Below are 25559 nucleotides of genomic sequence, written 5' to 3'. Positions count from 1 at the left end.
GCTGGTCCGCCATACGCTCAGTCCCCTTGCGCCGCCGGTGCTCCGCGGCGTGTCACGTCCCGTGCGGCGGTGCCTCTTGCCGCTTATACGTCCGGCAGCCCTGCCCGGACGCTTAACAAAGTGTCGCCCCGCCGGGTGTCACCCCCGGCCTCTCATCCACGGGCGGCCCAGCCCCGGGGGTCCACGGCCTGGCCCGCCCGGCGAAGTTCGACGTAGAGCGCACCGCGCCCGCCTTCGCCGTCCCTGCCCCCACCGACCGTCCCGACCGCTTCGCCGGCCCCGACGCGCTGGCCCGGCTCCCCGTCCAGGCGGTCGAGCCCGGCCAAGACGAAATGGTATCCGCCGCCGCAGTCCACAATCAACATCCGCCCGTAGGACCGGAAGGGTCCGGCGAAGACGATGCGCCCGGAACACGGCGAGACAACGCGGGCACCGGGGGCGGCGGACCAGGACTGGCCGGTCGAGCCGCCGGTTCCGAACTCACGCTGGATCACGCCGGCCACGGGGGCGCCGCGGTGGATCGGCCCGGGGATGACGGGGGCCGAGGCAATTTCGGCCGGGCGGGAGGGTTCGGGGCGGGAGGGTTCGGGGCGGGAGGGTTCGGGGCGGGAGAACTCCGGACGGGCGGGGCGTGGCGGGTCGGGGTCGGGGCGGCGGGACGCCTCGCGGCGTGCCTCGGCGTCCCGGCGGGCTTCCGCTTCGGCACGCTCGCGCGCCCTGCGGTCCGCCTCGGCGCGCTCGCGGGCCTCGCGGGCCGTGGCCTCGCGTTCCAGCCGTTCGACGGCGGCGCGGAGATCGCGGGCGCCCGCGGCGGCCGCGGCGGCGCGGCGGGTGGCCTCGGCCTCCGCGTCGCGGGTTTCCTGCCGGCGTTCGCGCGCCTCGGCGAGGGCTGCTTCCACCGCCGCGCTGGCGTCGCGCGCGGCGGCGCGTGCGGTGGTGAGCCGGGCCCGTTCCTCTCCGGCCGCCCGGGCCGTGCGGTCGGCCTCGGCGCGGAGGCGGCGGTACTCGGCGGCCTCCTCGGCCAGGCGCCGGGCGAGGCCGCGGAGGACGAGGGCGCCGCGCAGCGCTTCCTCGGGCGGGGCGGGGACGGCCAGCAAGGTCTCTGCCGGCCAGAGGTTCAGGCGACGCATGGCCGGGATGAGGGGTGCGATGGCCTCCGCGCGGCGCTTCGCCTCGGCCTCCGCGGCATCGCGGGCTCGCTCGGCGGCGTCCAGCCGTTCCTCGGCGGCGGCCAGCGCTTCCTCGGCGGCCACGGCGCGGCGGCCCAGTTCGGCGCGGCGGGCGGAGAGGGCGCGTTCCCGGGCCTCGGCCTCCCGCGCCTCCCGCGCCGCGGCGCCAAGGGCGGTGCGGGCGGCGCCGGCCTCGCCCTCCGCCTCGCGCAACGCGCCGCGGTCCGGCTGGGCGGCGAGGGGCACGGCGGCGAGGGCCGCCCAGAGGGCGAGGGGGAGCGCGAAGGGTAGGGCGGTACGATGCGGCATCGCCTGTCCCCCTCCCTTCTCCCCTACAGCCGACGCAGGGCGATCTCCTCGACCCGATGGTCCTCGCCCTTGCGAAGGATGAGGTCGGCGCGGCCGCGGGTCGGCAGGATGTTCTCCCGCAGGTTCACGAGGTTGATGTCCTCCCACAGCCCGGTCGCCGTCGCCAGCGCGTCCGCGTCGGACAGGCGCGCGTAGCGGTGGAAGTAGGACCGGGGATCGCGGAAGGCCGTGTCGCGCAGCGCCAGGAAGCGGTCGAGGTACCAGCGCCGCAGCGCCTCCTCCGGCGCGTCGAGGTAGACGGAGAAGTCGAGGAAGTCCGAGACGAAGGGCACGGTCCGCCCGTCTCGCGGCGGGGCGCCGGCGTGCAGGACGTTCACCCCCTCCAGGATAAGGATGTCCGGCGCGTCCACGGTCACCGAGTCACCGGGGATCACGTCGTAGGTCAGGTGCGAATACACCGGCGCGCGGACCGGGTGCACGCCCGCCTTCACGTCGGAGAGGAATCGCAGAAGGGCCTGGACGTCGTAGCTCTCGGGGAAGCCCTTGCGGCGCATCAGGCCGCGCCGTTCGAGTTCGGCGTTGGGGCGCAGGAACCCGTCCGTCGTCACCAGCGCGACGCGCGGCGTGCGGGGCCAGCGGGCGAGCAGGGCCTGGAGTACGCGGGCCGTGGTGGACTTCCCGACTGCGACGGAGCCGCCGATGCCGATGACGAAAGGCACCCGGTCCTCGTCACCGCCGAGGAAGCGGCGCCGCGCGCGGAACAGGCCCTGCGCGGCCTCGACGTGCATGGCCAGAAGGCGCGAGAGGGGGAGGTACACTTCCTCCACCCCCGACAGGTCCAGGCGGTCGCCGAGGGTGCGGAGGCGGGGGATCTCCGCCTCGGTCAGCGCCATCGGCATCCCGTCCCGCAGACGCGCCCAGGCGTGGCGGGGGAAGGTCAGGAAGGGCGAGAGGGACTCCGTCGGGTCGCCGGCCGGGACGGCGGCGTTGCCGGCCTCGCGCGCCGTGGGGCGCTTGCTCGTGGAAGTTCTCATCCCGGGAAGCACGTCAGCCGACGAGGCTCCGCCCCGTCATCGCCGCGGGCTGCGGGAGGCCGAGGAGGGCGAGGAGGGTCGGCGCCAGGTCCGCGAGACGCCCGTCATGGATCGGTGCGTCGGCAGGGCCGCCGAGCAGCATGACCGGCACGGGGCTCGTGGTGTGCGCGGTGTGCGGACCGCCCGTGACGGGGTCGCGCATGAGTTCGGCATTGCCGTGGTCCGCCGTGACCAGCAGCGCGCCGCCCGTGTCGCGGATCGCGCGGACGATGCGGCCGAGGCCCGCATCCGCCGCCTCGCAGGCCTTGATCGCGGCGGGGAGCGAGCCGGTGTGGCCGACCATGTCGGCATTGGCGAAGTTCAGGATGATGAGGTCGTACTTCGCGGAGCGGATCGCGGCCTCCGCCTTCTCCGCCAGTTCGGGCGCCGACATCTCGGGCTGCAGGTCGTAGGTCGCGACCTTGGGGGAGGGGACCATGACCCGGTCCTCGCCGGGGTTCGGCGTCTCCTCGCCGCCATTCAGGAAGTAGGTGACGTGCGGGTACTTCTCCGTCTCGGCCATGCGAAGCTGCGTCATGCCGGCGCGGGCGACGACGGGGCCGAGGAGGTCGGCCATGCTATGCGGTGGGAAGATCGCGCGGAGGTAGGGGTTCAGGGCTTCGGCGTATTCGGTCATCGCGACGGCGTCGCAGAACGACGGCATGCGGGGACGGGAGAAACCGTCGAAATGCGGGTCGAGCAGGGCAGCCATGATCTGGCGCACGCGGTCCGCGCGGAAATTGAAGGACAGGACGGCGTCGCCGTCCTTCATGCCGGCGTAGTCAGCAATGACGGTGGCCGGGATGAACTCGTCGGTCACGTCGGAGGCGTGCGCGGCCTGGATCGCGGCCCCTGCGCCCGTGGCGCGCTCACCCTCCGCCTGTACCATCACGTTCCACGCCTTCGACACGCGCTCCCACCGGTGGTCGCGGTCCATCGCGAAGTAGCGGCCCGTCACCGACGCGATGCGCGCGCCGGCGGGCAATTGCGCCTCGAAGGCGGGCAGGGTCCTCGCGCTGTCGCGGGGCGGGGTGTCGCGGCCGTCGGTCCAGGCATGGATCGCGACGGGGATGCCCTTCATCGCGAAGATGCGCGCCAGCGCCAGTGCGTGGTCCTGGTGCGCGTGCACACCGCCCGGCGAGAGCAGCCCCATCAGGTGCAGCGTCCCGCCCGTGGCGTGGAGGTGGTGACCCAGTGCGACCACCGGCGGCAGCCCTTCCAGCGTGCCGTCGGCGATCGCGTTGCCGATGCGCGGCAGGTCCTGCATCACGACGCGACCCGCGCCGATGTTCAGGTGCCCGACCTCCGAATTGCCCATCTGCCCGTCGGGCAGGCCCACGTCGTGGCCGGAGGTGCGGAGGAAGGCGTGCGGGCAGGTCGCCCAGAGGTCGTCGAAGGTCGGCGTCCGCGCCTGCCGCACGGCATTGTCCGCCACCTCCTCCCGCCAGCCCCAGCCGTCCAGGATCACGAGCATGACGGGCTTGGGCTGGGGCATCCGGACCTCCGCGGGACGGCGCGGATTAGCCGGGAATGCGCGGGAGCGGAACCGTCGCTTGACCACGGGGGCGCAACGGTCTCGATTGCCGGGACCGAAACGGCGTAGCCTGGATGCAGATCCTCTCGATCCAATACCTCCGCGCGATCGCGGCGCTGATGATCGTCGTGTTCCACGCCGGCAACCAGTTGACGCGTCTGGGCCTGCCCGCGGGCTGGGGGGACGGGCTCCAGGCCGGGGTGGACATCTTCTTCGTCATCAGCGGCGTGATCATGTATGTGACGACCGCCGGCACCGGCATCCGGCCGGCGGAGTTCTGGCTGCGCCGGATCATCCGAATCGTCCCGCTCTACTGGATCATGACGACGGCGATGGTGGCGGCCGCGCTGCTGCTGCCCGGCCTGGTCCGGACCGCGCGGTTCGATCCGGCGCACGTCCTCGCGTCCTACCTGTTCATCGCCTGGCCGCATCCGGTCCTGGGCGAGGCCCTGCCGATCCTGGTACCCGGCTGGACGCTGAACCACGAGATGTTCTTCTACGCCGTCTTCGGCCTCGCCCTCACGTTGCCGGAGCGGGTGCGGTTCTGGGCGGTCGGCGCCGTCCTCGGCACCCTCGTCGTCGCGGCGCACGCCTTGCCGGCGGCTGGGACGCTGCTGCGGTTCCATGGCTCGGGCATCGTGCTGGAGTTCTGGGCGGGCATGGCGCTGGGACGGCTTCACCTGGCGCGGCGGCTGCCCGGGCCGGCCCTGTCGGGCGCGCTCCTGGTCCTGGGTCTCCTTGCTTTGCCGTTCAGCGCGCTCTCCGCGGGCGACGTCCCGCGGGTGCTCCACGCCGGCCTGCCCGCGGTCGCCGTCGTGGCCGGGGCGCTGGGCCTGGAACGGGCGCGGCGGGTGCCGCGGAACGCCTTCGGATCGCTGCTGGGGGAGGCGTCCTACGCGCTCTACCTGTCGCACGTGATGGTGCTTCCGGCGGTCGCGGTGGTGTGGGGCCGCATCGCGCCGGGCGACGGATTCGTGGCGCTCGTGGGGTTCGTGCTGGCGGGGGTCGCCACCTCGGTCGCGGTCTCGATCGCGGTCTACCGGCTGATCGAGAAGCCGTTGCGGCACGCGATGCACCTCAAGATGCCCGGCGCATCGCGGACGCCGTCGCTCGCGGCCGTCGCGTCCCGGCCTTAGGGGCCGCTGCACGCGGCGCGACGGGCTCGGACGGCCCGATCGTTCCCACGGCAGGTGAGCGGCGCGCGGCCGCGGGCGGCGCCGGGCGGGAACCGGATCCCGTCCGGCTCAGGCGCGCGCGGTGTAGGCCCGGAAAACGCCGAGGTCGGTGGCGAGGCCAACGTCCCGGAAGCCCGATTCCCGAAGCGCGGAGAGGATTGCGTCCGCCGGGACGCAGGCCTCGATCGTCTCCCAGTAGTAGCGCATGAGTTCGCTCGAACGGCCCTTCGGCGCCGCGAGCCAGCAGAGCGTCGGGATCACGCCGCCCATGTAGGTCCGCGCGACGGCGCGCGCGGCGCCGCGCTCCGGCACGCCGATCTCCAGCAGCAGGACGGTCCCGCCGGGGCGCAGCACGCGCCGGTACTCCCGGAAGGCGGCGCCGAGGTCGGCGACGTGGCGCAGCGCGTAGCCCATGGAGACGAAGTCCACCGAGGCGTCGGGCAGCGGGATCTCCTCCGCCCGGCCCTTCAGCAGCCGCACGTCCGGCAGGTGGCGCCGCGCCTCGGCGAGCATGCCGTCGGAGGGGTCGAGGCCGGTGACGAGCGTCGGGTCGCCGACGATCCTCACCGCCTCCCGCGCGACCAGCCCCGTCCCGACCGCGACGTCCAGGACCTGCATGCCGCGGCGCAGCCCGGCCTGCGCCAGGGCCCGCCGCCGGTACCAGGGCCCGCTGCCGAGGGAGAAGATGCGGTCGATCCGGTCGTAATGCGGCGCCGTCTCGTCGAAGAGCGACTTGACGAAGCCCTCCCGCGCCTCGGCGCTGCCGTAGCGGTGCTGGAGGACGGGGTGGGGTGCGTTCATGATGGTACCTTCTCCGCGCGGAGCGCGGCGATCTCGGCCCGGAGCGCGCGCATCTCGGTCAGCAGGACCTGGCTGTCGGCATGGGCTTCGGACCGCGCGGCGTCGGTGATCGCCGTGGCGGCGCGCGCATCGGCGCTCTCCTTCTGCTCGCGCAGCGTCTGGATGCTCTCCACGATCACGCCGATGAAAAGGTTGAGGACGACGAAGGTCGCGATGAGGATGAAGGGCAGGAAGTAGAGGTAGGCGAGGCCGTTCGCCTCGGCCGCGGGCTTCACGATGTTGGCCCAGTCGTCGAGCGTCATGAGCTGGAACAGCGTCAGCAGCGCCGCGCCGAGGCTGCCGAACTGCTCGGGCATCAGGTCGCCGTAGAGCTTCGTGCCCATCACCGCGAAGACATAGAAGATGAGGAACATGAGTGCGACGATGCTGCCCATGCCCGGCAGGGCCGCGAGCATGGCTTCGACGACGTTGCGCAGCGACGGGAGGACGGAGGCGAGTCGGAGGACGCGCAGCACGCGCAGCGCGCGGAGGACGGAGAGCTCGCCGGAGGCCGGCATCCAGGCGATGCCGACGACGATGATGTCGAAGATGCCCCAGGGGTCGCGCAGGAAGCGGGCGCGGAACGCGTAGGCGCGTAGCGCCAGTTCCGCCGTGAAGACCAGCAGGAGTGCGTGATCCACCGCGTGCAGCGCCCCGCCCCAGCGTTCCATCACCGTGTCCGAGGTCTCGAGCCCGAGGGTGACGGCGTTGAGGAGGATCAGCGCCGTCACGACCTTCTGGAAGGGCGCGGAGGCGACGAGGCGCGCGGTGCGGGCGCGGAGGTCGTCGCCCGCGTCGGTGGCGGTCAGGGCTTCCTGCATGTCCGTGGTCCCGGGAGGCGGGGACGGATGCCAAGCCGCGGCCCGGCCCGCAAGGGTTTCAGCGCGGGATGGGCGAGACCCCGAAGATGGCGGGGTGCAGGTGCAGCAGCGCCGCCCAGGCTGCCCCGCCGATCAGGAGCGGCCAGAGGATCTCCCGCCAGGCGATCCGGTTCCGCCCCGACAGCACCGCGCCGAAGGGGAGGAGGGAGGTGCGGGAGGCGAAGCCCCGCCAGCCCGCCGGATCCCGCGCCGCGACCTTGGCATCGAGCGAGGGCATGCCGAGCAGCGCCGTCAGCGCGAAAGCCCCGAAGAAGAGGATCGCCGCCGTGTCGCCGTTGCCGATGACGTGGACGATCCCCCAGATCGCGAAGGACCAGAGCATGGGATGCCGGGTGATCCGCACCATCCCTCGCGGTTCCTGTTCCAGCGCCGAGCCCTGGCCGAGGCTCGTCGCGTTGCGGGTCATGACGCTGCCCGCGAAGAGGACGAAGGCCAGGAGCATCAGGACGACCAGCAGCCAGGACAGGACGCGGGGCGGAAACCACAGCGGCGTGGTCGGCGCGTTCTGCCAGGCCAGCACCAGAAGGGTGATCGAGACGGCGGAGGCGAGGGAGAAGACACCGGTGAATGCCTTCTCCCCGGTGCGCGCGACGACGGCGCCCCGCAGGCGCGTCCCCGCTACGCCGACATGGATGCCGATCCAGAGAAGGGCGGCGAGGATGAGCAGGAGCATGGCGCCGAGCCTGCCCCATGCCCCCCGCGTCGGGAAGGGCGCGGTCAGGCCAGCCGGGAACCCTGGGCGATCCCCGTCCGTCCGTTGATCACGCCGTAGATGTCGGGATCGTGCTGTTCGCTGAAGCCGCACTTCTTCAGGGCGGACTCGGCGGCGTAGTAGCCCTTCCGCTCCTTCGCCGGCATGATGTTCCAGTCGGCATCCGACGGCCGGCCCGGCGCGCCGGCGACGTGGGCGAGCTCGTGCACCAGGGTCGCGGCCAGGCGACTGGCGCTGGTGAGTTCCAGCGGGTCGATCATGATCTGGACCATCGAGGTCCCCGGATGCGCCGACAGGGTCTCGGTTCCCTTGGTGTAGGTCGCGGCAGCGGACATGGTGCGCAGGTCGGTCTCGATGTCGGCCGAACCGTAGCGGTAGATGAGGAACTTCCAGGTCAGCAACTGACTCAGCGCGTATTCGCGGGGGCCGAGCGCCTTGAAGTAGGTATCGCAGCCCGCGTTGGTCTTCGGGTTCGCCATCCGCGCCATCGCCACGAAGGCGGCCTCAAAGACCTCCCGCACCTTGATGGCCCTGCCGGATCCGCCGAGGGAGACAGGGATGGTCATGGTTTCCGGCCAGCGCTTCGGACCGGGCGTCCTGGGGCTGTCGGGGGAGCGATCCCAGAGGTCGCCGGTGCCGGAGAGGCCATAGAGGCTGACCTTGCCGCCCGCGGTAACCCAGGTTGCCGCCATCGATCCCTCCTCCGTCGCGATGCGGCGTGTAGAACGCGGCGCATCGCGGGTCTCGCGGGGGCGTGTCGCGTGCGTCGCGGCCTCAGCCCGGGCGCCAGGCCCGGTGGTAGGGGTGGCCGGCGTTGATGCAGGCGGCGCGGTAAAGCGCTTCGGCCAGCAGGCCGCGGACCAGCATGTGCGGCCAGGTCAGGCGTCCGAGGGAGAGGCGGTAGTCGGCGCGGGCGAGGACCGCGGGGTCCAGGCCCTCGGCGCCACCGATGAGGAAAGCGACGGGACGCGCGGCTTCGGTCCAGCGGGAGAGGAGGTCGGCCAGCCCCTCGCTGTCAGGCGCCTCGCCGCCGAGGTCGAGGGCGACGGCGAGCGACCCGGACGGCAGGGCGGCGAGGATCGCCGCGCCCTCCCGCCGCCGGATCTCGGCGCGGGAGCCGGTGCCCTCCGGCAGTTCCTTCACCGTCAAGGGCGGGCGGAGGCGGGCGTTGAAGTGGTCGAAGAGGTCGCGCTCGGGTCCCGGGCGCGATCTCCCGACGGCGATGAGGAGGGGCGGCTTCAGCCCCTCCTCCTCATCGCCGCCCCGGCTCCTCCGGATCGTGGCCGCGGGGGAGGTCGGTGCCGGTGGCCCGTTCCTCCTCGTCTGCGGCCTCGTCGGCGTAGGTCGGGACCATGTCCTCGCCGGAGACGTCGAAGGCGGTGCCGGCGGGGCCGTCGAGGAGTTCCCCGCGCGGCAGGGCGGAGCCGCCGCCATGGCCCATGCCCGGACGGCCGTCGGCGCCGCCGGATTCGTTGGCCGACCCGTCATCCTGGTCCGACGGCCGACCGTCCGGCGTGCCGGGGCGGCGGGCGTCGGGGTCCAGCGCGTGCTGGCCCGGATGGAGGGCGCCGCCGAGCGGCGCGCGGCGTTCGGGGCGGAGATCGTCGTCGTCGGCCATGGGAGAGTCCTCCGTGTCGCCCCCCAACGCTCCGTCCGCCCGAAGGTCACCATCCCGAAGTTCCGTATCGGCGGGCGGGCTTTCGGGTCCCCACATGCGCTCCAGCCGAACCTCCTCCCGCTTCTCCGGCTTGAAGAGGTGGATGACGATGTCGCCGGCATCCATGAGGACCCAGTCCGGGGAGGCTTCCCGGCGGATGCGCTTGATGCCGTGCTCCCCCAGCGCCTCCTCGACGTGGCGGGCCATCGCTTCGATCTGCCGTTCGGCCAAGCCGGTCGCAACGATCATGCGGTCGGCGAAGGCGGAGCGCGTGGCGACGTCGAGGACGACGACGTTCTCCGCCTTGTCGTCCTCGAGACTCCTCACCGCGGCGGCGACGAGAAGCTCCAGCCGCTCCGGCGTCGGGGGCGCCGGCTTCTTGGCACGGACCCGCTTGGGACCGGCGGCCGCGGCCTTCTTCGTGGCGGCGGTCGCAGCCGGGTCGGCCTTCGGCCGCGCGGAGAGGCGTTGCTGGGAGGGCACGCCGACCCTGGAAGCCGGGCGCGGCGCCTCGTCGCGCGTGCGGCGCTTGGGCGCCTCGTCGCGTGTCCGGCGCGCCGGGCCAGCATCGCGCGTGCGACGGGCGGGGGCCTCGTCCCGCCCTCGACGCACGGGCGCCTCGTCACGGGCACGGCGCGGCGGCGCATCGGCGCGCGGCCGCCGCGTCGGGGCGTCCTTTCGGGCGCCGCGGTCCGGGGCCTCGTCGCGGGGACGGCGGACGGGTGCGGCGTCGCGCGAACGCGGCGTTGCGTCGGCCCGGGTCCGGCGCGCCGGGGCATCGGCGCCCGATCGCCGCGTCGCCGCGTCGTCGCGGGTCCGGCGCGCGGGCATGTCCTCCCGGGTGCGGCGTGCCGGCGCTTCGTCGCGCGTGCGGCGTGCCGGTGCCTCCTCGCGACTGCGCCGCGTCGGCGCTTCCTCGCGGGTGCGTCGCGGGGATACGTCGTCGCGGGTGCGTCGCGGGGATACGTCGTCGCGGGTTCGGCGTGCCGGAGCCTCCTCGCGCGAGCGGGCGGGCTTGGCGGCGGGTGCGGCTCGTCCGGCGCGGGCGGGAGGGGCGGCCTTGGCGCGCCCCGCGGCCGGCGCCCGGGCGGGCCGAGACTCCGCCGCCGACCTGCCCTCTGCCTTCGCGCCGCGCGGTGGCCCCTTCGCCCCGGCGCGCGGCGTCTTCGGCCGGCCGGTCGCGGGGCCTTCTCCGGTGCTGCGGCTGGTCGGGGCGCCGCGCCCGGCGGGGCGGCGGGTCGGGGTCTTCGGCGTGCGGGCGATGGTGGCCTCCTGTCCGTCTCAGCGCCTGGCGAGGGCCGGCGCGTCCGGTATGCCTAGGGAATGGTCGTGCGGGGTCGCGGTTGCGAGGGGGCGGTTGCGGAGGGGGACGGCCCGCCGCGCGCCGCCCGGATCGCAGTGGCGCTCGCGGGGTGCTCGCGCGCGGGGATGAAGGTCCAGCGCGCATGGGCCCCCGGCGGGCAGGCGAGCAGCCGCCCCGGCCGGGTCCGGTGACGTCGTAGGGTGGAAGCGGCGGCGCCGTGCATCGCGCGCCGGGTCCAGCCGGGCCGGGGCAGGACGGCCATGGGCGTCCGCTTCGCCAGCCGGTGCCAGCGCCGCCAGCGCGGGAACTGGACGAGGTTGTCCGCACCCATGATCCAGACGAAGCGCGCGCGGGGGAAGCGGCGGCGCAGGCGCGAGAGGGTGCGCTCCGTCTCGCGCAAGCCCATGCGGGCCTCGATGTCCGTGGCGATGATGCGGCGGCCGTCGGCGACGCGGCGGGCGGATTCCAGGCGCTCGGCGAGGGGTGCCATGCCCGCGCGGGGCTTCAGCGGGTTGCCGGGTGAGACGAGCAGCCAGACCTCGTCCAGCCGCAGGGCGCGCAGGGCGCGTTCCGCCACGTGCCGATGGCCCGGATGGGCGGGGTTGAAGGAGCCGCCGAGCAGCCCGATCCGCCGTCGCCGCGAATCGCCCCGGGGTCCGGGGGCGTGCCCATCCGCCTGCTTCAGGGCCCGGGCCTCAGGGCGTGCGGACCGCGGCGGCGACGGGACGGTCCAGCAGTCCCTCGATCGTGGCCGTGACCGTGGCACCCTGCCGCAGCGGAAGGGCCGGCGAGAGCGCGCCGAGCAGGACGTATTCGCCGACGCGCAGCTCCCGCCCCTCGCGCCGCAGGTCCTCGATCACCCAGGCCAGGGCGTCCAGCGGGTGGCCGAGGAGGGTGGCGCCGGTGGCGCGGGCGAGTTCCGCCCCGTCGGCGGACAGCGTGACGGTCATGGAGGCGAGGCGGCGGGCGAAGTCCCCCGTCGCGCGGGCAACGACGGCTTCGCCGAGCACGCCGAGGCGCGTGCCGAGGTTCGTCGCGACGAGCGCGGGCCCGTCCAGGCGGTCGGCGGGCGCCGCGAGGTCGGGCAGCTCGATGAACGGCATCACGAGGTCGATGGTGCGGAGGATCGCGACGTGGTCCGACCCCGCGGCATTGATGTTCTCGGACGCGACGCGCACCAGGAGGCCGCTCTGCATGGCCGGGGCCACGCCGAAGCCGGCGGGGATCTCGGCCGGGCGGTCCGGCGTGCCGGTGGCGCGCACCGTGCCATGGAAGATCGTGCCGCGGAGCGGGTGCGGGATTCCGTAGCGCCGCTGCGACGCGGCGTCGGCGAGCGCGACCTTGTAGCCCACCGGGTCGCCATAGGGCTGCGACAGGGTGCGGATCAGCAACTGCTGCGCGCAGGCTGCGTCCGCCAGGCTCAGCGGGGCGGGGTAGGCCGGCACGGGGCGGCGCTCCAGCAGCGCGTGGGCGAAGCGAGCGACGGTCACGAGGTCCGGGCAGGCGGCCTGGGCCGGCACCGCGGCGGGCATGGCGAGGACCAGCGCCGCGACGGCGGCGATCGCGTCATGCGTTCGATCGGCCTCCTCCCCGCCGGGTCAGGGCCTGACCTGCCCCGTTCCCACAACATGGTAGCGATAGGTGCAGAGCTGTTCGAGGCCCACCGGTCCGCGGGCGTGCAGCCGGCCCGTGGCGATCCCGATCTCCGCGCCGAAGCCGAACTCGCCGCCGTCGCAGAACTGGGTCGAGGCGTTCCAGAGGCCGACGGCGGAGCCGAGGCCGTCGAGGAAGGCGCGGGCGGCGCCTGGGTCCTCCGTCACGATCGCCTCGGTGTGCTCGGAGCCGTAGCGGCGGATATGGGCGAGCGCCGATTCCACGCCGTCCACGACCGCGATGGAAAGCGTCGCGCCGAGCCATTCGGTCGCGAAATCCGCCTGCGTCGCCGCGGGCAGGTCGGGCAGGACCGCGCGGGCGCGGTCATCGGCGCGGAAGCCGCAGCCCAGCGCCGCGAGGTCCGCCGAGGAGCGGGAGGAGGGAGGGCGCAACGGCCGCGTCGATCAGCAGCGTCTCCGTCGCGCCGCAGACGCCGGTGCGCCGCATCTTCGCGTTGGCGAGGATGGCGCGGGCCATCGCCGGGTCGGCGGCGGCGTGGACGTAGGTGTGGCAGAGGCCCTCCGCATGCGCGAGGACGGGGACGCGGGCCTCCTGCATCACGCGCGTGACCAGCCCCTTGCCGCCGCGCGGGATGATGAGATCGATCAGCCCGGCCGCGCCGAGCATGGCGCCGACGAAGGCGCGGTCGGCCGTCGGTGCGATGGCCACGGCAGCCTGCGGCAGGCCGGCGGCGCGCAGGCCTTCGGTGACGCAGGCGTGGATGGCGGCGGCGCTGTGCAGGCTCTCCTTGCCGCCACGGAGAATCACGGCGCTGCCGGCCTTGAGGCAGAGGCCGGCGGCGTCGGCGCCGACGTTCGGACGGCTTTCGTAGATCATGCCGATGATGCCGAGCGGCTGGGCGACGCGGCGGATCAGCAGGCCGTTGGGGCGGGTCCATTCCGCCAGGGTCCGGCCGACCGGGTCGGGGAGGTCGGCGATCTCCTCGAGGCCGATCGCCATCGCTTCGACGCGCCTCGGGTCCAGCGTCAGCCGGTCGCGGAAGGCATCGGTCAGCTCCGGGGCGCCGGCGAGATCGGCGGCGTTGGCGTCCAGGACGGCCGCAGTCCGGGCTCGCAACGCGGCCGCGGCGGCGCGGAGGGCGCGGTCGCGGGCCTCGCCCGGGCTCCGCGCCAGGACGGCGGCGGCGTCGCGCGCCTGGCGGGCGGCGGTCTCGAGGGCCTGGGCGGCGCCGGATGCAGCGAGGGCATTCATGACGCGGGGGTTAGCGCCCCCGCCACCTCGGCCACAAGCGGTTGCCACCGAGCCGTCTCTGCCCTGCAGGACCGTCCAAAAAGATACTTGCATTCCGAAAAATGTAACGGATGCTGCGGTCGGCGCGCGGAATCGGTGCGCGACCTCGCCGGGAATGGTGCTAGGCTGCGGCGCAGCATCAACCCTCCGCGATCTCGCGCACAGTCGTTGTCCAACGGAACCTCATGACCATGCCGGCCCCGCGGTCGCCCGAAACCCCTCTCCCGACGTCCCGGCCTGCGGCTGGCCGGCCCGACCGGCCGCGCCGCATCCACCCCGGCTGGCGGGCGCGGCTCCTCGCGGGTGTAGCGGTGGCGGGCCTGCTCCTCGGCGTCGCTGGCGGCGCGGCGGCGCAGAGCTTCGACCCGCCCTTGCCCGGGAGCGTCTCCTCGACCGGCACGGCGGCGCGCACGACGTCGCGGGCGGGCGGCATCCTCCTGGACCAGGCGAACTATTGGTCGGCGCAGGGGCGCCCGAACATGGCGCTCTCGGCCCTCGAGCGCCTCATCGCGCTGGAGCCGAACAACGCGGAGGTGCTGTCCGTCGCGGCGGAGGTCGCGATCCAGAACGGCGACCGCGCGGCCGCCGAATCCTATCTCGCCCGCGTGGCGCAAATCGCGCCGGGCTCCCCTGCGCAGGCGCGCGCCCAGGCGGCGCTTCGCTCGTCGTCCGTGGACCAGTTGGCGCTGGGCGAGGCACGGCGGCTGGCGCAGGCGGGGCAGCGCGAGGCGGCGATGCAGCGCTACCGCGAGATCTTCCCGAACACGGAAGTGCCCGACGCCTACGCCGCCGAGTACTACCAGACCCTCGCCTCCGTCTCCTCGGAGAACTTCCGCGACGCGGTGAACGCGCTGCGCGAGGCGGTCCGGCGCCAGCCGGAGAACCGCGCGCTGCAACTGGCGTACGCGCAGCTCCTGACCTACCGCGAGGTAACGCGGTCGGAGGGCGTCGAGCGGCTGGCCGCGCTGTCGCAGATCGCGGACATCGCCAGCGGCGCGCGCGCGGCGTGGCGGCAGGCCCTGTTGTGGCAGGGCCCTTCGGGCGAGAGCGAGGAGCAGATCAACGTCTACCTCGCCCGCTATCCCGACGACCAGGAGATCATCGCGAAGCTCGCGGAAATCCGTGCCGTTACCGCCGATCCGGTCGCGGAGGCGCGGATCCGCGGCTTCGAGCTGCTGCGCGACAACAAGATCGCCGAGGCGGAGGCGCTATTCAACAACGTGCTCACCCTCGACGCCAACGAGCCCACGGGTCTGCTCGGCCTCGCGATGGTGCGGCGGCGGCAATCCAAGGAGGTCGAGGCGCGGGAACTGCTGGAGCGCGCGACGGCGGTGGCGCCGGACCGGCGCGCCGAGTTCCTCGAATCGCTCGGGTACAACGAGGAAGACCTGCGGCTCGGCCGCGGCCTGCCGGGGCGCAACGTGCCGGGGGGCGCCATGGCCGGGCGCGGCGGCGGAAGGGGCGGCGGGAACGTCAACTACACCCCGCCCTCCGTCCCCGCGCGGCGCGCGCTCGCGGCCAACCGGCTGGACGAGGCGGCACGGCTGGCGCAGCGCGCGGCGGGCGAGCGCGATGAGGGCCAGAAGATCGAGGCCTCCGTCATCCTCGGCCGGGTCGCGCTGCAGCGGCGCGACTACGTCACGGCGGAGGTGCGGTTCCGGGAGGCACTGAACCGCCGGCGCAGCCTGCCGGAGGCTCAGCAGGGCCTCTACGCCGCGCTCGCAGGCCAGCGGAAGTTCGCGGAAGCCGATGCCTTCGCCTCGGCCAACGGGTTCCGGCCGAACGAAGGCACGAACCTCGCCCGGGCCGCCGCGCTTCGCCAGGAAGCCGTGCGGGAGAACGACGCGGACGTGCAGATCTCCCTCCTCCGCGGCGCCGTCGCGGCGGCGCCGGAGGACGTCTGGTCCCGCCACGACCTCGCGCGCGTGCTGAAGGCTCGCGGGCAGCGCGAGGAGGCGCTGCGCATCGAGCGCGAACTGCTGAACCGTCGCACCGTGGACGGGATGTTCGCCGCCGCCCTGCTGGCCAACCAGGACGGCCGCGCGGCGGATACCGTGGCGCGGCTGGAGGCGATCCCGGCCCGGGCGATGACCGCGGACGGGCGGCGACTGCTGGAACTGAACCGCCGCATCGTCGAGGTGCAGCGCCTCGGGCGACTCGCGCGCGGGAACCCGACGGGCGACGCGGCGCGGCAACTCGTGGCGATCGCGGCCCAGCCTGACCCCACCGGCGAGATCCCGGCGAGCGTCGTCCGGACCTTCGGGGCGCTTCGGCAGGGCGGCAACGCCGAGGCTGCGGCGCGAGCCGCGGGCGCGGGAAACCCAGATGCCTCGCCGCGCGCGCGCGCCATCCTCGCGGCCGCGCTACTCGACGCCGGCGAGCGGGATGATGCCCGGCGCACGGTTGCCGAGGTCGACCGCGACCCGCGCCTGGGCCTGGACGGCGTGCGCGGGCCGGTGGTGCGGACCGCCTCAACGGGTTCGGCCAACGCGCTCCAGCAGGAGAACCCGCTGGACAACCGTCGGCCGCAACTCTCGATCGCCCGGGTCTATGCCAATTCCGGCCGGACGGAGGAGGGGCTTCTGATCGCCGAGAACGTGCTGGCGCAGAACCCCGCGAACGTGGAGGCGCGCTCCGTCGCCGGCGAGGCGGCCGTCCTGAACGGCTCCTTCAGCCGCGCCGAGGAGCTGCTGCGCGAAGGCCGTGCGATCGGCGCGGACGAGTTGCAGATGGCGCTGCTCGAGGCCCGAATCGCCCGCGCGCGCCGCGACACCTTCCGCGCCCGTCGGGCCCTGGAAGAGGCGGCGCGGCTGCGGGGTGAGCAACTGCGCGCCGGCGGCTGAGGCCGTCAGGGGCGACGTCTGTCGCCGCTGCGCCCGTTGTCCCGGAAGGAGAGCTTTGCCCTCCTCCGGAGTCACCGGCACAACGGCGAAGGAGGACGCCCGCGGTCCTCAGCGCCGCCGGAGGACCCGCGCGACGATGGCGGGCGTCGCGAAGATCGGCAGGGCCGTCAGCGCCATGAAGAGGTGCCCCTCCGGCGGAAGCACGGGCGCCACGATCACCCAGGTCACCGTCACGTTGCGGTAGCCGCCGGCCAGCGCGGCTTCCGCCACGCCGATCCCCGTGCCGCGCCAGAGGCGCGCGAGGGCGACGGCCGCGAGGATGCCCGCGAGGCTCGGGATGCAGGCGAAGGCGAGCAGCAGGAGCGCTTCCGCCGGGGCGGAGGCGAGCGGCGCGGCCGCCCCGTGCACCCGCGCGAAGGCCTGGAGGGCGAGCGAGGCGCAGGCGAGGAGGGCGAGGCAGGCCCGGGTCCCCTCCTGCGGGACCCAGACGCGCCGGACGGCGAGGGCGGCCAGAGCTGGCACGACGCCGAGCGCGAGCAACCGAAGCGCCGCGTCGCCGCCGCCCAGTCCTGCGATCCCGAGGGCGAGGGCCGTGCCCGGCAGGACCGCAACGGCCCCGGCCGCGGAGGCGAGCACCATTCCCGTCGTCCGGCGCGAGCCGCCACCCATCGCCGCGACGAGGCCGATCGTCCCGATCCCGACCGGGGCAGCCGCGGCGAGGGCGACCCAGGCCGCCCGGTCCGCCGACGCGCCGGCAAGGACCGCGAGGAACCAGGCCAGGGCCGGGGAGAGCGCGCCGAGCAGGAGCGCGAAGCCCACGGTGGCCCGGTGGTTCCGGACACTGCCTGCCGGCAGGGCGAGGACGCCGCAGAAGCCCGCGACGACGACGTATTCGGGCATGGCGGCTGAGGCCCGTTCCGCGAGGTCCGGGACGCCGAGGCCGAGGGCCATCGCGCCCAGCGGGAGCAGCGGGCCGAGACCGGCGACGAGCGCAGCGAAGGCGGAGATCCGGCGTTGATTCGACGGGGAACCGCCCTCGGCGGCGGTCACGGTGAGGGATGCGCTCACGGTGCGCCGCCGCTTGCGCTGACCACGGGGCCGGCGGCGTCGGGGCGGAGGAGGGCGGCGGCGAAGTGGGAAGCCACCGTGTCCGCGACCCACTCGATGGCCCAGGGGTAGCGCCGCGCGGTCAGCCGGGTACCGCTTCCGTCCGGGTGGGGCAGGCGTGCCACGGCGTCCTCGTCCGCGCCGTTGCGGTGGTCCCAGGCATGCGTGGCGCCGGGCACGGGCAGCGCACGGACCGGCAGACTGGTGCAGGCCGCGCGCTCCGCCGCGTTGTCGGCGTGCAGGACGAGGGCGCCGGCGGCGACGACCGGGACCGGTGCGCCGTCGCAGGCGGGATAAAGGACGACGACGGGCCCGCGGCCCGGCCAGAGCAGCGCGGCGCGCCCGCCCGACCCGAAGCCGAGGACACCGATTCGCCCTGGGGCGATCCAGCCCGGGGCCGTGTCCTCCAGCGCCTCGGCAAGCCCGGCGGGGTCGGGCTCGTCGTCCGCATCGACCTCCACGACGGCGATGCCGCGGTCGAGGAGGCGGTCCACGATCGGGTCGGCGCGGTTGCCTGCGTCCGGCCCGTCCGGCAGCAGCACGACGACGGGGAAGGGGGCGGGGGAGAGCGGGTCGGGGAGCGACAGGCGGATCACCCCGACCGGACCGCCGAGGGGCATCAGCACGGTCTGCTGCGCCTCGGCCGCCCCGGGCAGGGCCGTGGCAGGAAGGGCCGCGGCGAGCAGGGCCAGGAGGTGCGACCGAAGGCGGGTCATGGCGCCGGGCTTCAGCGCTGCGCGGTGTCGGTGGGCGCGCAGCCGCGCAGCGCCGCCGTGATCGCGGCGGCATGGCCGGCGCCTTCGCGCGGCAGGAAGCCGGTGCCGCCCGCGGCCGTGGCGGGGAGCGGGGTGGCGAGTTCGAGGTGCCGCTCGAGCGCATCCATCAGGCAGAGGCAATCGCGGGACGGGAGGTTCGCGGCGACGCAGGCGGCTGGGACGAGCGTCTCGACCTGCCAGGTGGCGTAGGAGGGGGCCTCGGCACGGGCCGTGCCCAGCGGGAGGAGGGCGGCAAGGAGGATAATGCGACGCATGGTGCGGAACTCCTCCGTCGCGGCGGAGCGCGGGCGACGGCGGGTGCAGCGCACCATTGCGGGGCCTCCCGGGTCCCGAAAGGTGCCCGGTATTGGCGTGATGGGCGGCTGAAATCTCCCCCGCCCTGTGGCCCCGTCCCGAAGGACTGCCGAAGCCGTCCCGAATCGCGTGCCCCGGCGTCCCGAAGCTGCGTCCGCGTCGCAGCCGGCGACACGCCGGCGCGGCCCGTCGCCTGCCGCGGTCAGACGAGGACGAGGTCGTCCCGGTGGATCACTTCGTCACGCCCGCGCCAGCCGAGGATGGCCTCGATCTCCGCGGTGCGGCGGCCCGCGATGCGACGGGCGGAGTCGGAATCGTAGGCCGACAGGCCGCGCGCCAGTTCGCGCCCCGCGGCATCGCGGACAGAGACGGGGTCGCCGCGGTCGAAGCGGCCCTCGACCTCCCGCACGCCGGCGGGGAGGAGGGAGCGGCCCTGGGTCAGCGCGCGCGCCGCGCCGTCATCCACCACGAGGCGGCCCAGAGGGGCGAGGGAGCCGGCGATCCAGGACTTCCGCGCGCTGCGGCCCTCCGGCGCCGGGAGGAACCAGGTGCAGCGTCCGCCGTCGAGCAGGGCGGAGAGGGGGTTGGGGGTCTCGCCCTTCGCGATCGCCATCGCGCAGCCGGCGCCCGTCGCGATTCCCGCCGCGACGAGCTTCGTGCGCATGCCGCCGGAGGAGTAGCCGGGCGGGGGTTCGCCGCCCATCGCCATGATCTCGTCGGTCATGCGGTCCACGACGGGCAGGTGCCGCGCCTCGGGGTCGCGGCGCGGGTCGGCGGTGTAGAGGCCGTCGATGTCGGAGAGGAGGATGAGCGCGTCGGCCTCGATCATCTCCGCGACGCGGGCGGCGAGGCGGTCGTTGTCGCCGAAGCGGATTTCGGCCGTGGCGACCGTGTCGTTCTCGTTGATGACGGGTACGCAGCCGAGCGAGAGCAGCGTCCGCAGCGTCTCCCGGGCGTTGAGGTAGCGGCGGCGGTCCTCGGAATCCTCCAACGTCAGCAGCAGTTGCGCGGCGGTGAGGCCGTGGGCGGCGAGGGCCGATTGCCAGGCGCCGGCGAGCCTGATCTGGCCGACGGCGGCGGCGGCCTGCTTCTCCTCCAGGCGCAGCTTGCGGCGCGTGAGGTTGAGGGAGCGTCGCGCGAGGGCAATGGCGCCGGAGGAGACGAGCACGACCTCCGCACCACCCGCGCGGAGGCGGGTGACGTCGGCGGCAACGGAGGCGAGCCAGGCCTCGCGCGGGGCGGCGGTGGCGGCGTCCACGACGAGGGCGGAGCCGATCTTCACGACGATGCGGCGCGCGGCGGCGAGGCTGGGGGAGAGCGAGGCCATCGGTGCCCCGTTATCACGCGGGGGTGGGGCGGCGACGGCGCGGGGGTTGCGGTCCGCGGCGGGCCGGGCGACGTGGCGCGCATGGCGTGGCGCATCGCGATGGGCGTGCTGGTCGGGTCGCTCGTGGCGGCGCCGGCCGTGGCGGAGGGCTTTGGCCTGCCCGTCACGCCGGCCTGCATCTCCTCGACCTTCGGGGAGCGGCCGGCGGCGGGACCGCGGGCGTCGCGCTTCCACACCGGGCTGGACCTGCCCGCGCCGGCGGGGGCCTGGGTGCGGGCGGCCGCGGCGGGGCGCGTCGCCGCAATCCGTCGCATCGGGGCGGGCGGGCTGGAGGTGGAAATCCGGCACGGCGAGGGGTTGGCCACGCGCTACGCCCATCTCGGCACCGTCGCGCCCGCCCTGGCTGGCGGGCGGCGCGAGGTTGTGGCGGGGGAGGCGATCGGGCGCGTCGGGCGCACCGGGATCACGTACGGTACGCACCTGCACTTCGAGGTCTGGGTGCGGGGGGAGCGGGTGGACCCGGGGCCCTACCTACCGGGCGTGCTGCCGTGCGGCCGGCGGCCGTGACACCGCGGCGATTCCGTTAGCGATCGGTTCACTGCGTCGGACCAGGATGGCTTCGCGAGCGGAAGGAATCCCATGCGCGAACCGGCCCCGGCCCAGCTGCTGCTGGAAAACGCGCACCTGCGCCTGCGGGCATGCCGCTATGGCCCGATGCTCTACAACGCGCGGGACCGCTACGTCGGCGGCTGCCTCGACACCTATGGCGAGTTCAGCGAGGCGGAGGTGGACCTGTTCGCCCAGGTGCTGCGCCCCGGGATGACGGCGCTGGACGTCGGCGCGAACATCGGGGCGCATACGCTGCCGATGGCGCAGTTCGTGGGTCCGAAAGGTGTCGTGGTGGCCTACGAGCCGCAGCGGATCATCTTCCAGACCCTCTGCGCGAACCTGGCGCTGGGTGGGATGGAGAACGTCGTCGCGCACTGGGCCGCGGCGACGGCGCGTCCGGGAACTGTGCGCGTGCCGCGCCCCGACTATAGCGTCCCGGGCAATTTTGGCGGCGTCGCGCTGCACGGGGACGCGGCGGCGACGGAGGAGGTGGCGGGGCTGCCCGTCGACTCGCTCGACCTGGTGGCCTGCCACTTCATCAAGGTGGACGTGGAGGGGATGGAGGCCGAGGTCCTGGACGGGGCGGCCGCGACCATCGCGCGGCACCGGCCGTTACTCTACCTCGAGAACGACCGCGCGCCGGGGAGCCAGGCACTGCTCGGGCGGCTGCTCGGCTGGGGCTACCGGTGCTGGTGGCACCTTCCGCCGCTCGTCCGCGCGCCGAACCATGCGGGGGAGGGGGCGAACATCTTTCCCGGCATCGTGTCGGTGAACGTCTTCGCGGCGCCGGCGGAGTCCGGGGCGAGCCTCGGTTCGCCGCACGAGATCACCTCGGCGGACGCGCGGCCGCCCTCGCTTGCGCGCTGGGACGCGTAACGGGGTTCAGGCAAGGCGCGGGTCCAGGGCGCGCTGGGCGACGTCGGCGGCGAGCGTCGCGGCCATCGTGACGCCGGCGACGAGCAGCAGCGCGAGCAGCGCGAGATTATGGTCGCCGCCCATGACCGCGTCGGTCAGGAGTTTGCCCATGCCGGGCCGGGCGAAGACGGTCTCGGTGATCAGGGCGCCGGAGACGAGGGCGCCCGCATCGAGGGCGAGGACGGAGAGCAGCGGCACCGCCGCGTTCGGAAAGGCGTGGCGCCAGGCGATCCGGAGGCGGGAGGCGCCCCGCGCCCGGCCCGCGACGATCCAGGGCGCCGACAGCGCGTCGGTCATCGCCGCGAGGGTGTGGCGCGCATAGGCCGCGAGGTGCGCCACCGCGAGAGTCGCGACGGGAAGGACGAGGAAGCGCCAGCCCGGGTCGCTTGCATCGTCGGGCGACCCGCCGGCCGGCAGCCAGCCGAAGGTCACGGCGAAGAGGATGATCAGCAGGATGCCGAGCCAGAAGGTCGGCAGCGCCTGCGAGGCCAGGGCCAGCCCGTCCACCGCCCCGCGCCAGCGCGGCCGCAGCGCCGCCAGCATCCCCACGCCGACGCCGACCGCGACGGCCATTGCCAGCGACCAGCCGAGCAGCACGAGAGAGCCGCGCAGCGCCGGCCACAGGACCTCCGCCACGGGGCGGGAGAAGAGGCGGGAGTAGCCGAACTCGCCGCGCGCCACGCCCGAGAGCCAGGCGACCCAGCGGGACAGCAGGGGCTGGTCCAGCCCGTGCAGCGCCCGGGCGCGCGCCACGTCCTCGGGCCCCATGCGCGGGTCGTTCATGAGGGCGAGTGCGATGGGATCACCCGGCATGGCGCCGATCGCGAGGTAGGCGACGAAGGAGAGGACCAGCAGCGTCACCGCGATCTGCGGCACGCGCCAGGCGATCAGGCGCAGCACGCGCGCGTCACCGGACTCGCCAGTCCGTGACCCAAAGGGAGGACGGGTACTGGTTCCCCGTCGGCCGCACGCCGTCGAGCCAGGTCGGCCAGACATGCGCGTCGGCGCGATGCCAGAGCGGCAGGGCCGGCAGGTCGCGGTAGGTCATGGCCTGCAGCCGCGCCCACATCGGCCGCCGCTTCTCCGCGTCCAGTTCCTGCGGCAGGGCTTCCAGCAATTCGTCCATCTCGGGGTTCACGTAGCCCGGGTGGTTCTGCCCGGACCAGTTGCGCTCGGCGGTCGGGATCTCCGAGGAATGCAGGGTCGTGCGCGGTACGTTCTCCGGCGCGGAGATCCAGGCGAACAGCACGGCGCCGTTGAAGCGGCGCTGCGACAGCGTTTCCCCGAACAGTACGCGCGGCGGCTGGTTGACGATGCGTGCCTCGACACCGGCGGCGCGCCACATGCCCTGGATGACTTGCTGCACTGCCTCACGCGAGCGGTTGCCGGCGGTGGTCTGCAGGTCGAAGGCGAGGCGCTGCCCCGCCGCGTTCACGCGGATGCCGTCGGGGCCGGGGCGCCAGCCCGCTTCCTCCAGCAGGCGCTTTGCGAGGTCCAGGTCGAAGGCGTGCGGCTGGATGGAGCGGTCCAGCATCGGGTCGTCCGGGTGGATGGACGTCGCCGCGACGGGCTGCCGGCCGTCGAAGAGGCTTTGCACGATCCGCGGGCGGTCCATCGCGTGCATCAGGGCCCGGCGCACGCGCGTGTCGGACAGGACGGGGTTGTCCAGCCGGACGTCCATGTGTTCCCAGGTCAGGCCGGGGCGGTAGTGGAAGCGGAACCGCCCGCGTGCGCGGCGCTCCAGCGCGATCGCCTGATCCAGCGGGAGGCCGGCCTCGCCGGAGATCATGTCCACCTGGCTGGACAGCAGTTGCGCTTCCAGCGCCGCGGAGTTCTCGACGATGCGGATGTTGATGCGGCGGAAGGCCGGCGCCGGACCCTGCCACGCCGCGTTGCGTTCCAGCGTCACGGAGGCGCCGGGCTGCACCGCCGTGATCCGGTAGGGGCCGTTCCAAAGGGCGGGGTTCGTCGTCTCGGTGTCGTAGAGCGTGCGGGAGCGGTAGGCGCGGCGGTCGGCTTCCCAGCGCGCGCGTTCCACGTGGGCTGGCAGCGGTTCGAAACTGCCGGCCGATCCCGCGTCGAAGGAGACGCGATCGAAACGTAGCGTGACCGTGCGCGGGTCGTCGGAGAGGAATTCGTAGGCCTGCCGGTAGAATTCGGCGCCGCCGAAACCCGTCTCGAAGGCGCGGCCGGCTTCCCAGGCGAAGCGCAGGTCCTCGGCGGTGACGGGCGTGCCGTCGCCCCAGCGCAGGCCTTCGCGCAGGCGCCACGTCACGCGCATGCCGGGCTTCCCGTCCGGCGTCGTCTCCCGCACCACGCCGCCATTCTCGATCGTCGGCACGGCTTCGCAGGCGATGCAGGTCAGGCGCCAGTCGTCGCCGTAGGCGGTCAGGGGGCGGCGCGTGAAGCCGAGGACGTAGGTCTTGGCGAACATCGGGTCGATGTTCGGATGGAAGGTGGACGGGGCCTGGGAGATGCCGATGGAGAGAGTGTCGCGCGGCTGTGCCAGCGTCGGCGCGGCCGCCAGCAAGGACGCGGCGATGGCCCATGCCGCGGGTTGCATCCTGATTTGCCCGGTCACGAGTCGTAGAACACGAAATCGGCCCGGGTGATCATGGCTTTCGTCACCCCGACGAGCAGGACGGCGTTCCCGTCCCAGGCGAAGCGCACGCCAGCCGGACCGTCCGTGGCGGAGGCAAGAAAGCGTTGCAGAATCTCCTCCGCGTCACCGTGACCGATCACCGCCATACGGTCCTCGCCATCCGTGAAATCCGTGACCCGCAGGTTCGCGCCGGACGTGCCGAAGAAATGGTATTCATCGGCGCCTGCACCTCCCGTCAGGACCGCGATTCCGCCTCCCGGCGTGATCACGTCCGCGCCGGACGAGCCGCGGTAGTCAAGCCGCCCGCCTCCCGACAGGTCCGGGCCCGTGAAGTGGACGCCGCCCGTCCCCGCCGCTGAAGCGTCGACGAACGCGTTCCCGCCCGTGAAGACCGCCGTCGCCTCGGCGGAGCCGAAGGACAGGCCGATGGCGATGGGCCCCGCCCCCGGAGCGAGCGCCAAAGCCTCGATCCCGCCGACCCCCGCGAGGTCGCGGGCCGAGACGTCTCCCGCCACCCGCAGCACGTCCCGGCCTGCACCGCCCGCCACCGTGTCCCCCGCCGTCAGCGTCCCTGCGCCGAAGACGCCCGCGTCGAAGATGAAGGTGTCGTTCCCGGCGCCGCCCAGGAGAGCGTCGGCGCCGTCGCCGGCCTCCAGCGTGTCGTTGCCGTCGCCGCCGACGAAGCTGTCATTGCCGGCCGAGCCGGTGGCGGAAAGCCGCAGCCCCGCGACGCCCGCCGCGGCGGATACCGCCAGCCCGTCCGTCGCGGCTTGCGCGACGATCCGCACGAGGCCAGCGGTGAATGCCTCGCGCGCCTCCTCTCCGAGGCTCACCGACCAGTGCCCGTCCCCGAGCGACAGGGTCTCGATCCCGCTGACGTCGGCGAATGCCGTATCATCGATCGTCCCGCCGGTGCCGCCGAGTTCCAGCGTGTCGCGGCCCGCGCCGCCGTCCACGACCGAGGAGGCGAGGTCGGCGGCGCTCCCGATCACCATCCGGTCGTTGCCGCCGAAACCTTGGAGCGTGTCATGCCCACCGCCCCCAACCAGCACGTCCGCGCCGTTGCCGGCCGCGAGGTCATCCGCCAGCAGGCCCCCGACACGGTGAGGCGCAGGCCTGACGACGCCGCCAGCGCAGCCGCCGAGAGGTGGAAGGAGAGGGCGGCGGTGGCATCACCCGCTACCCGAAGCGATCCGGCGATCTCGCCCCCATTGCCGGCCAGCCCGAAGGCCGCGGCGGCGTCCGGACCGAGGATCACGCCACTGGCGCGCGGACCAGGCAGGCCCGGGACGGGCCCGACCAGCAGCCTCTCGAAATGCGACAGGCCGGCGAAGAAGCTGTCCGAAACGACTTGCCCGGGCGCGGTGAGCAGCCGCAGCACGTCCTGGCCGCCCAGGGCGTCCAGCACAGGCGGTGCGCCGCGCGCATCCAGCATGATGACGTCGTCGCCGTCCGTCGGCAGCCTCGGCATCGTCGAACCCCCGGTCGTGCCGGCCAAGCCTAGACCGGTGCGGGTCGGGTGTCCCGGG

General features: G+C 74.2%; 22 protein-coding genes and 2 pseudogenes. 4 read left to right on the top strand and 20 right to left on the bottom strand.

What is annotated here, in order from left to right; all coding sequences use genetic code 11:
- Nucleotides 1-152 precede the first annotated feature (152 nt).
- The 3 genes from ACE7GA_RS25480 to gpmI are packed head-to-tail and all read right to left on the bottom strand — an operon-like array spanning nucleotide 153 to nucleotide 4046.
- Nucleotides 153-1478, bottom strand: coding sequence for a murein hydrolase activator EnvC family protein (locus ACE7GA_RS25480; protein WP_376093414.1), 1326 nt, complete (start codon nucleotides 1476-1478; stop codon nucleotides 153-155).
- A 23-nt stretch (nucleotides 1479-1501) separates the two neighbouring features.
- Nucleotides 1502-2512, bottom strand: coding sequence for a type I pantothenate kinase (coaA, locus tag ACE7GA_RS25475; RefSeq protein ID WP_376093411.1), 1011 nt, complete (start codon nucleotides 2510-2512; stop codon nucleotides 1502-1504).
- Between the two features lie 13 nt (nucleotides 2513-2525).
- The gene (gene gpmI / locus ACE7GA_RS25470) at nucleotides 2526-4046 is read right to left on the bottom strand and encodes a 2,3-bisphosphoglycerate-independent phosphoglycerate mutase (protein ID WP_376093408.1); all 1521 of its coding nucleotides are present in this window, start codon (nucleotides 4044-4046) and stop codon (nucleotides 2526-2528) included.
- 113 nt (nucleotides 4047-4159) lie between these two features.
- Between gpmI and ACE7GA_RS25465 the strand changes: the two genes are divergently transcribed.
- Complete coding sequence (locus ACE7GA_RS25465; protein ID WP_376093405.1) at nucleotides 4160-5221, top strand: acyltransferase family protein; 1062 nt, start codon at nucleotides 4160-4162, stop codon at nucleotides 5219-5221.
- Between the two features lie 108 nt (nucleotides 5222-5329).
- On the opposite strand, the gene ACE7GA_RS25460 is transcribed toward ACE7GA_RS25465, so the two are convergent.
- The 9 genes and pseudogenes from ACE7GA_RS25460 to ACE7GA_RS25420 form a co-directional block, all read right to left on the bottom strand.
- Nucleotides 5330-6061 (bottom strand): class I SAM-dependent methyltransferase, encoded by a 732-nt coding sequence (locus ACE7GA_RS25460; RefSeq protein WP_376093402.1) that lies wholly within the window; start codon nucleotides 6059-6061, stop codon nucleotides 5330-5332.
- The gene (locus ACE7GA_RS25455) at nucleotides 6058-6921 is read right to left on the bottom strand and encodes an ion transporter (RefSeq protein WP_376093399.1); all 864 of its coding nucleotides are present in this window, start codon (nucleotides 6919-6921) and stop codon (nucleotides 6058-6060) included. Before ACE7GA_RS25455 ends, ACE7GA_RS25460 begins: the two co-directional genes overlap by 4 nt.
- 58 nt (nucleotides 6922-6979) lie before the next feature.
- Nucleotides 6980-7654, bottom strand: a complete 675-nt coding sequence (locus tag ACE7GA_RS25450; protein WP_376093396.1) for an NnrU family protein — start codon at nucleotides 7652-7654, stop codon at nucleotides 6980-6982.
- Nucleotides 7655-7698: 44 nt separating this feature from the next.
- The gene (locus ACE7GA_RS25445) at nucleotides 7699-8385 is read right to left on the bottom strand and encodes a hypothetical protein (protein ID WP_376093393.1); all 687 of its coding nucleotides are present in this window, start codon (nucleotides 8383-8385) and stop codon (nucleotides 7699-7701) included.
- Nucleotides 8386-8467: 82 nt separating this feature from the next.
- A complete protein-coding gene (locus ACE7GA_RS25440; protein ID WP_376100526.1) occupies nucleotides 8468-8935 on the bottom strand; it encodes a 23S rRNA (pseudouridine(1915)-N(3))-methyltransferase RlmH in 468 nt (155 codons plus the stop codon).
- A gap of 451 nt (nucleotides 8936-9386) precedes the next feature.
- Nucleotides 9387-9833, bottom strand: a pseudogene (gene rsfS, locus ACE7GA_RS25435) (ribosome silencing factor); the annotation flags it as partial.
- A gap of 833 nt (nucleotides 9834-10666) precedes the next feature.
- The gene (locus ACE7GA_RS25430; protein WP_376100524.1) at nucleotides 10667-11338 is read right to left on the bottom strand and encodes a nicotinate-nucleotide adenylyltransferase; all 672 of its coding nucleotides are present in this window, start codon (nucleotides 11336-11338) and stop codon (nucleotides 10667-10669) included.
- A gap of 10 nt (nucleotides 11339-11348) precedes the next feature.
- Entirely contained in the window at nucleotides 11349-12185 is an 837-nt protein-coding gene (locus tag ACE7GA_RS25425; protein WP_376093390.1) for a 2-keto-4-pentenoate hydratase, read from the bottom strand.
- A 66-nt stretch (nucleotides 12186-12251) separates the two neighbouring features.
- A pseudogene (locus ACE7GA_RS25420) lies at nucleotides 12252-13518 on the bottom strand (glutamate-5-semialdehyde dehydrogenase).
- Nucleotides 13519-13868: 350 nt separating this feature from the next.
- On the opposite strand from ACE7GA_RS25420, the gene ACE7GA_RS25415 reads away from it, so the two are divergent.
- Complete coding sequence (locus ACE7GA_RS25415) at nucleotides 13869-16400, top strand: tetratricopeptide repeat protein (RefSeq protein WP_376093387.1); 2532 nt, start codon at nucleotides 13869-13871, stop codon at nucleotides 16398-16400.
- A 108-nt stretch (nucleotides 16401-16508) separates the two neighbouring features.
- On the opposite strand, the gene ACE7GA_RS25410 is transcribed toward ACE7GA_RS25415, so the two are convergent.
- The 4 genes from ACE7GA_RS25410 to proB form a co-directional block, all read right to left on the bottom strand.
- Nucleotides 16509-17468, bottom strand: a complete 960-nt coding sequence (locus ACE7GA_RS25410; RefSeq protein WP_376093384.1) for a hypothetical protein — start codon at nucleotides 17466-17468, stop codon at nucleotides 16509-16511.
- Entirely contained in the window at nucleotides 17465-18223 is a 759-nt protein-coding gene (locus ACE7GA_RS25405; protein ID WP_376093381.1) for a hypothetical protein, read from the bottom strand. The genes ACE7GA_RS25410 and ACE7GA_RS25405 overlap by 4 nt, the downstream gene beginning before the upstream one ends.
- An 11-nt stretch (nucleotides 18224-18234) precedes the next feature.
- Entirely contained in the window at nucleotides 18235-18594 is a 360-nt protein-coding gene (locus tag ACE7GA_RS25400; protein WP_376093378.1) for a hypothetical protein, read from the bottom strand.
- A 185-nt stretch (nucleotides 18595-18779) separates the two neighbouring features.
- Complete coding sequence (gene proB, locus ACE7GA_RS25395) at nucleotides 18780-19904, bottom strand: glutamate 5-kinase (RefSeq protein WP_376093375.1); 1125 nt, start codon at nucleotides 19902-19904, stop codon at nucleotides 18780-18782.
- A gap of 81 nt (nucleotides 19905-19985) precedes the next feature.
- Here proB and ACE7GA_RS25390 point away from each other — a divergent pair, with 81 nt between their 5' ends.
- A complete protein-coding gene (locus ACE7GA_RS25390; protein ID WP_376093372.1) occupies nucleotides 19986-20471 on the top strand; it encodes a M23 family metallopeptidase in 486 nt (161 codons plus the stop codon).
- 72 nt (nucleotides 20472-20543) lie between these two features.
- Nucleotides 20544-21389, top strand: coding sequence for an FkbM family methyltransferase (locus tag ACE7GA_RS25385; RefSeq protein WP_376093369.1), 846 nt, complete (start codon nucleotides 20544-20546; stop codon nucleotides 21387-21389).
- Nucleotides 21390-21395: 6 nt separating this feature from the next.
- Here ACE7GA_RS25385 and ACE7GA_RS25380 read toward each other — a convergent pair whose 3' ends face one another.
- From ACE7GA_RS25380 to ACE7GA_RS25365, 4 genes are read right to left on the bottom strand one after another with little or no spacing between them, the layout of a single operon-like run.
- Nucleotides 21396-22328 (bottom strand): ABC transporter permease, encoded by a 933-nt coding sequence (locus ACE7GA_RS25380; protein WP_376093366.1) that lies wholly within the window; start codon nucleotides 22326-22328, stop codon nucleotides 21396-21398.
- 7 nt (nucleotides 22329-22335) lie between these two features.
- Nucleotides 22336-23991: a peptide ABC transporter substrate-binding protein gene (locus tag ACE7GA_RS25375; protein WP_376093363.1), complete on the bottom strand. Its 1656-nt coding sequence runs from the start codon at nucleotides 23989-23991 to the stop codon at nucleotides 22336-22338.
- Nucleotides 23992-24005: 14 nt separating this feature from the next.
- Complete coding sequence (locus ACE7GA_RS25370; RefSeq protein WP_376093360.1) at nucleotides 24006-25082, bottom strand: calcium-binding protein; 1077 nt, start codon at nucleotides 25080-25082, stop codon at nucleotides 24006-24008.
- Nucleotides 25019-25501 (bottom strand): hypothetical protein, encoded by a 483-nt coding sequence (locus tag ACE7GA_RS25365; RefSeq protein ID WP_376093357.1) that lies wholly within the window; start codon nucleotides 25499-25501, stop codon nucleotides 25019-25021. The genes ACE7GA_RS25370 and ACE7GA_RS25365 overlap by 64 nt, the downstream gene beginning before the upstream one ends.
- Between the last annotated feature and the right edge of the window lie 58 nt (nucleotides 25502-25559).

Source organism: Roseomonas sp. CCTCC AB2023176 (genome assembly GCF_042259275.1).
Classification (GTDB): Bacteria; Pseudomonadota; Alphaproteobacteria; order Acetobacterales; family Acetobacteraceae; genus Roseomonas.
This window is presented reverse-complemented; position numbering and strand designations above follow the sequence as displayed.

What these genes read in the sequence shown, in the direction of transcription:
- ACE7GA_RS25480 (WP_376093414.1), bottom strand. Translation starts at nt 1,478, where the DNA reads ATGCCGCATCGTACCGCCCTACCCTTCGCGCTCCCCCTCGCCCTCTGG.
- coaA (WP_376093411.1), bottom strand. Translation starts at nt 2,512, where the DNA reads ATGAGAACTTCCACGAGCAAGCGCCCCACGGCGCGCGAGGCCGGCAAC.
- gpmI (WP_376093408.1), bottom strand. Translation starts at nt 4,046, where the DNA reads ATGCCCCAGCCCAAGCCCGTCATGCTCGTGATCCTGGACGGCTGGGGC.
- ACE7GA_RS25465 (WP_376093405.1), top strand. Translation starts at nt 4,160, where the DNA reads ATGCAGATCCTCTCGATCCAATACCTCCGCGCGATCGCGGCGCTGATG.
- ACE7GA_RS25460 (WP_376093402.1), bottom strand. Translation starts at nt 6,061, where the DNA reads ATGAACGCACCCCACCCCGTCCTCCAGCACCGCTACGGCAGCGCCGAG.
- ACE7GA_RS25455 (WP_376093399.1), bottom strand. Translation starts at nt 6,921, where the DNA reads ATGCAGGAAGCCCTGACCGCCACCGACGCGGGCGACGACCTCCGCGCC.
- ACE7GA_RS25450 (WP_376093396.1), bottom strand. Translation starts at nt 7,654, where the DNA reads ATGCTCCTGCTCATCCTCGCCGCCCTTCTCTGGATCGGCATCCATGTC.
- ACE7GA_RS25445 (WP_376093393.1), bottom strand. Translation starts at nt 8,385, where the DNA reads ATGGCGGCAACCTGGGTTACCGCGGGCGGCAAGGTCAGCCTCTATGGC.
- ACE7GA_RS25425 (WP_376093390.1), bottom strand. Translation starts at nt 12,185, where the DNA reads ATGCCCGCCGCGGTGCCGGCCCAGGCCGCCTGCCCGGACCTCGTGACC.
- ACE7GA_RS25405 (WP_376093381.1), bottom strand. Translation starts at nt 18,223, where the DNA reads ATGACCCGCCTTCGGTCGCACCTCCTGGCCCTGCTCGCCGCGGCCCTT.
- ACE7GA_RS25400 (WP_376093378.1), bottom strand. Translation starts at nt 18,594, where the DNA reads ATGGTGCGCTGCACCCGCCGTCGCCCGCGCTCCGCCGCGACGGAGGAG.
- proB (WP_376093375.1), bottom strand. Translation starts at nt 19,904, where the DNA reads ATGGCCTCGCTCTCCCCCAGCCTCGCCGCCGCGCGCCGCATCGTCGTG.
- ACE7GA_RS25390 (WP_376093372.1), top strand. Translation starts at nt 19,986, where the DNA reads ATGGCGTGGCGCATCGCGATGGGCGTGCTGGTCGGGTCGCTCGTGGCG.
- ACE7GA_RS25385 (WP_376093369.1), top strand. Translation starts at nt 20,544, where the DNA reads ATGCGCGAACCGGCCCCGGCCCAGCTGCTGCTGGAAAACGCGCACCTG.
- ACE7GA_RS25375 (WP_376093363.1), bottom strand. Translation starts at nt 23,991, where the DNA reads ATGCAACCCGCGGCATGGGCCATCGCCGCGTCCTTGCTGGCGGCCGCG.
- ACE7GA_RS25365 (WP_376093357.1), bottom strand. Translation starts at nt 25,501, where the DNA reads ATGCCGAGGCTGCCGACGGACGGCGACGACGTCATCATGCTGGATGCG.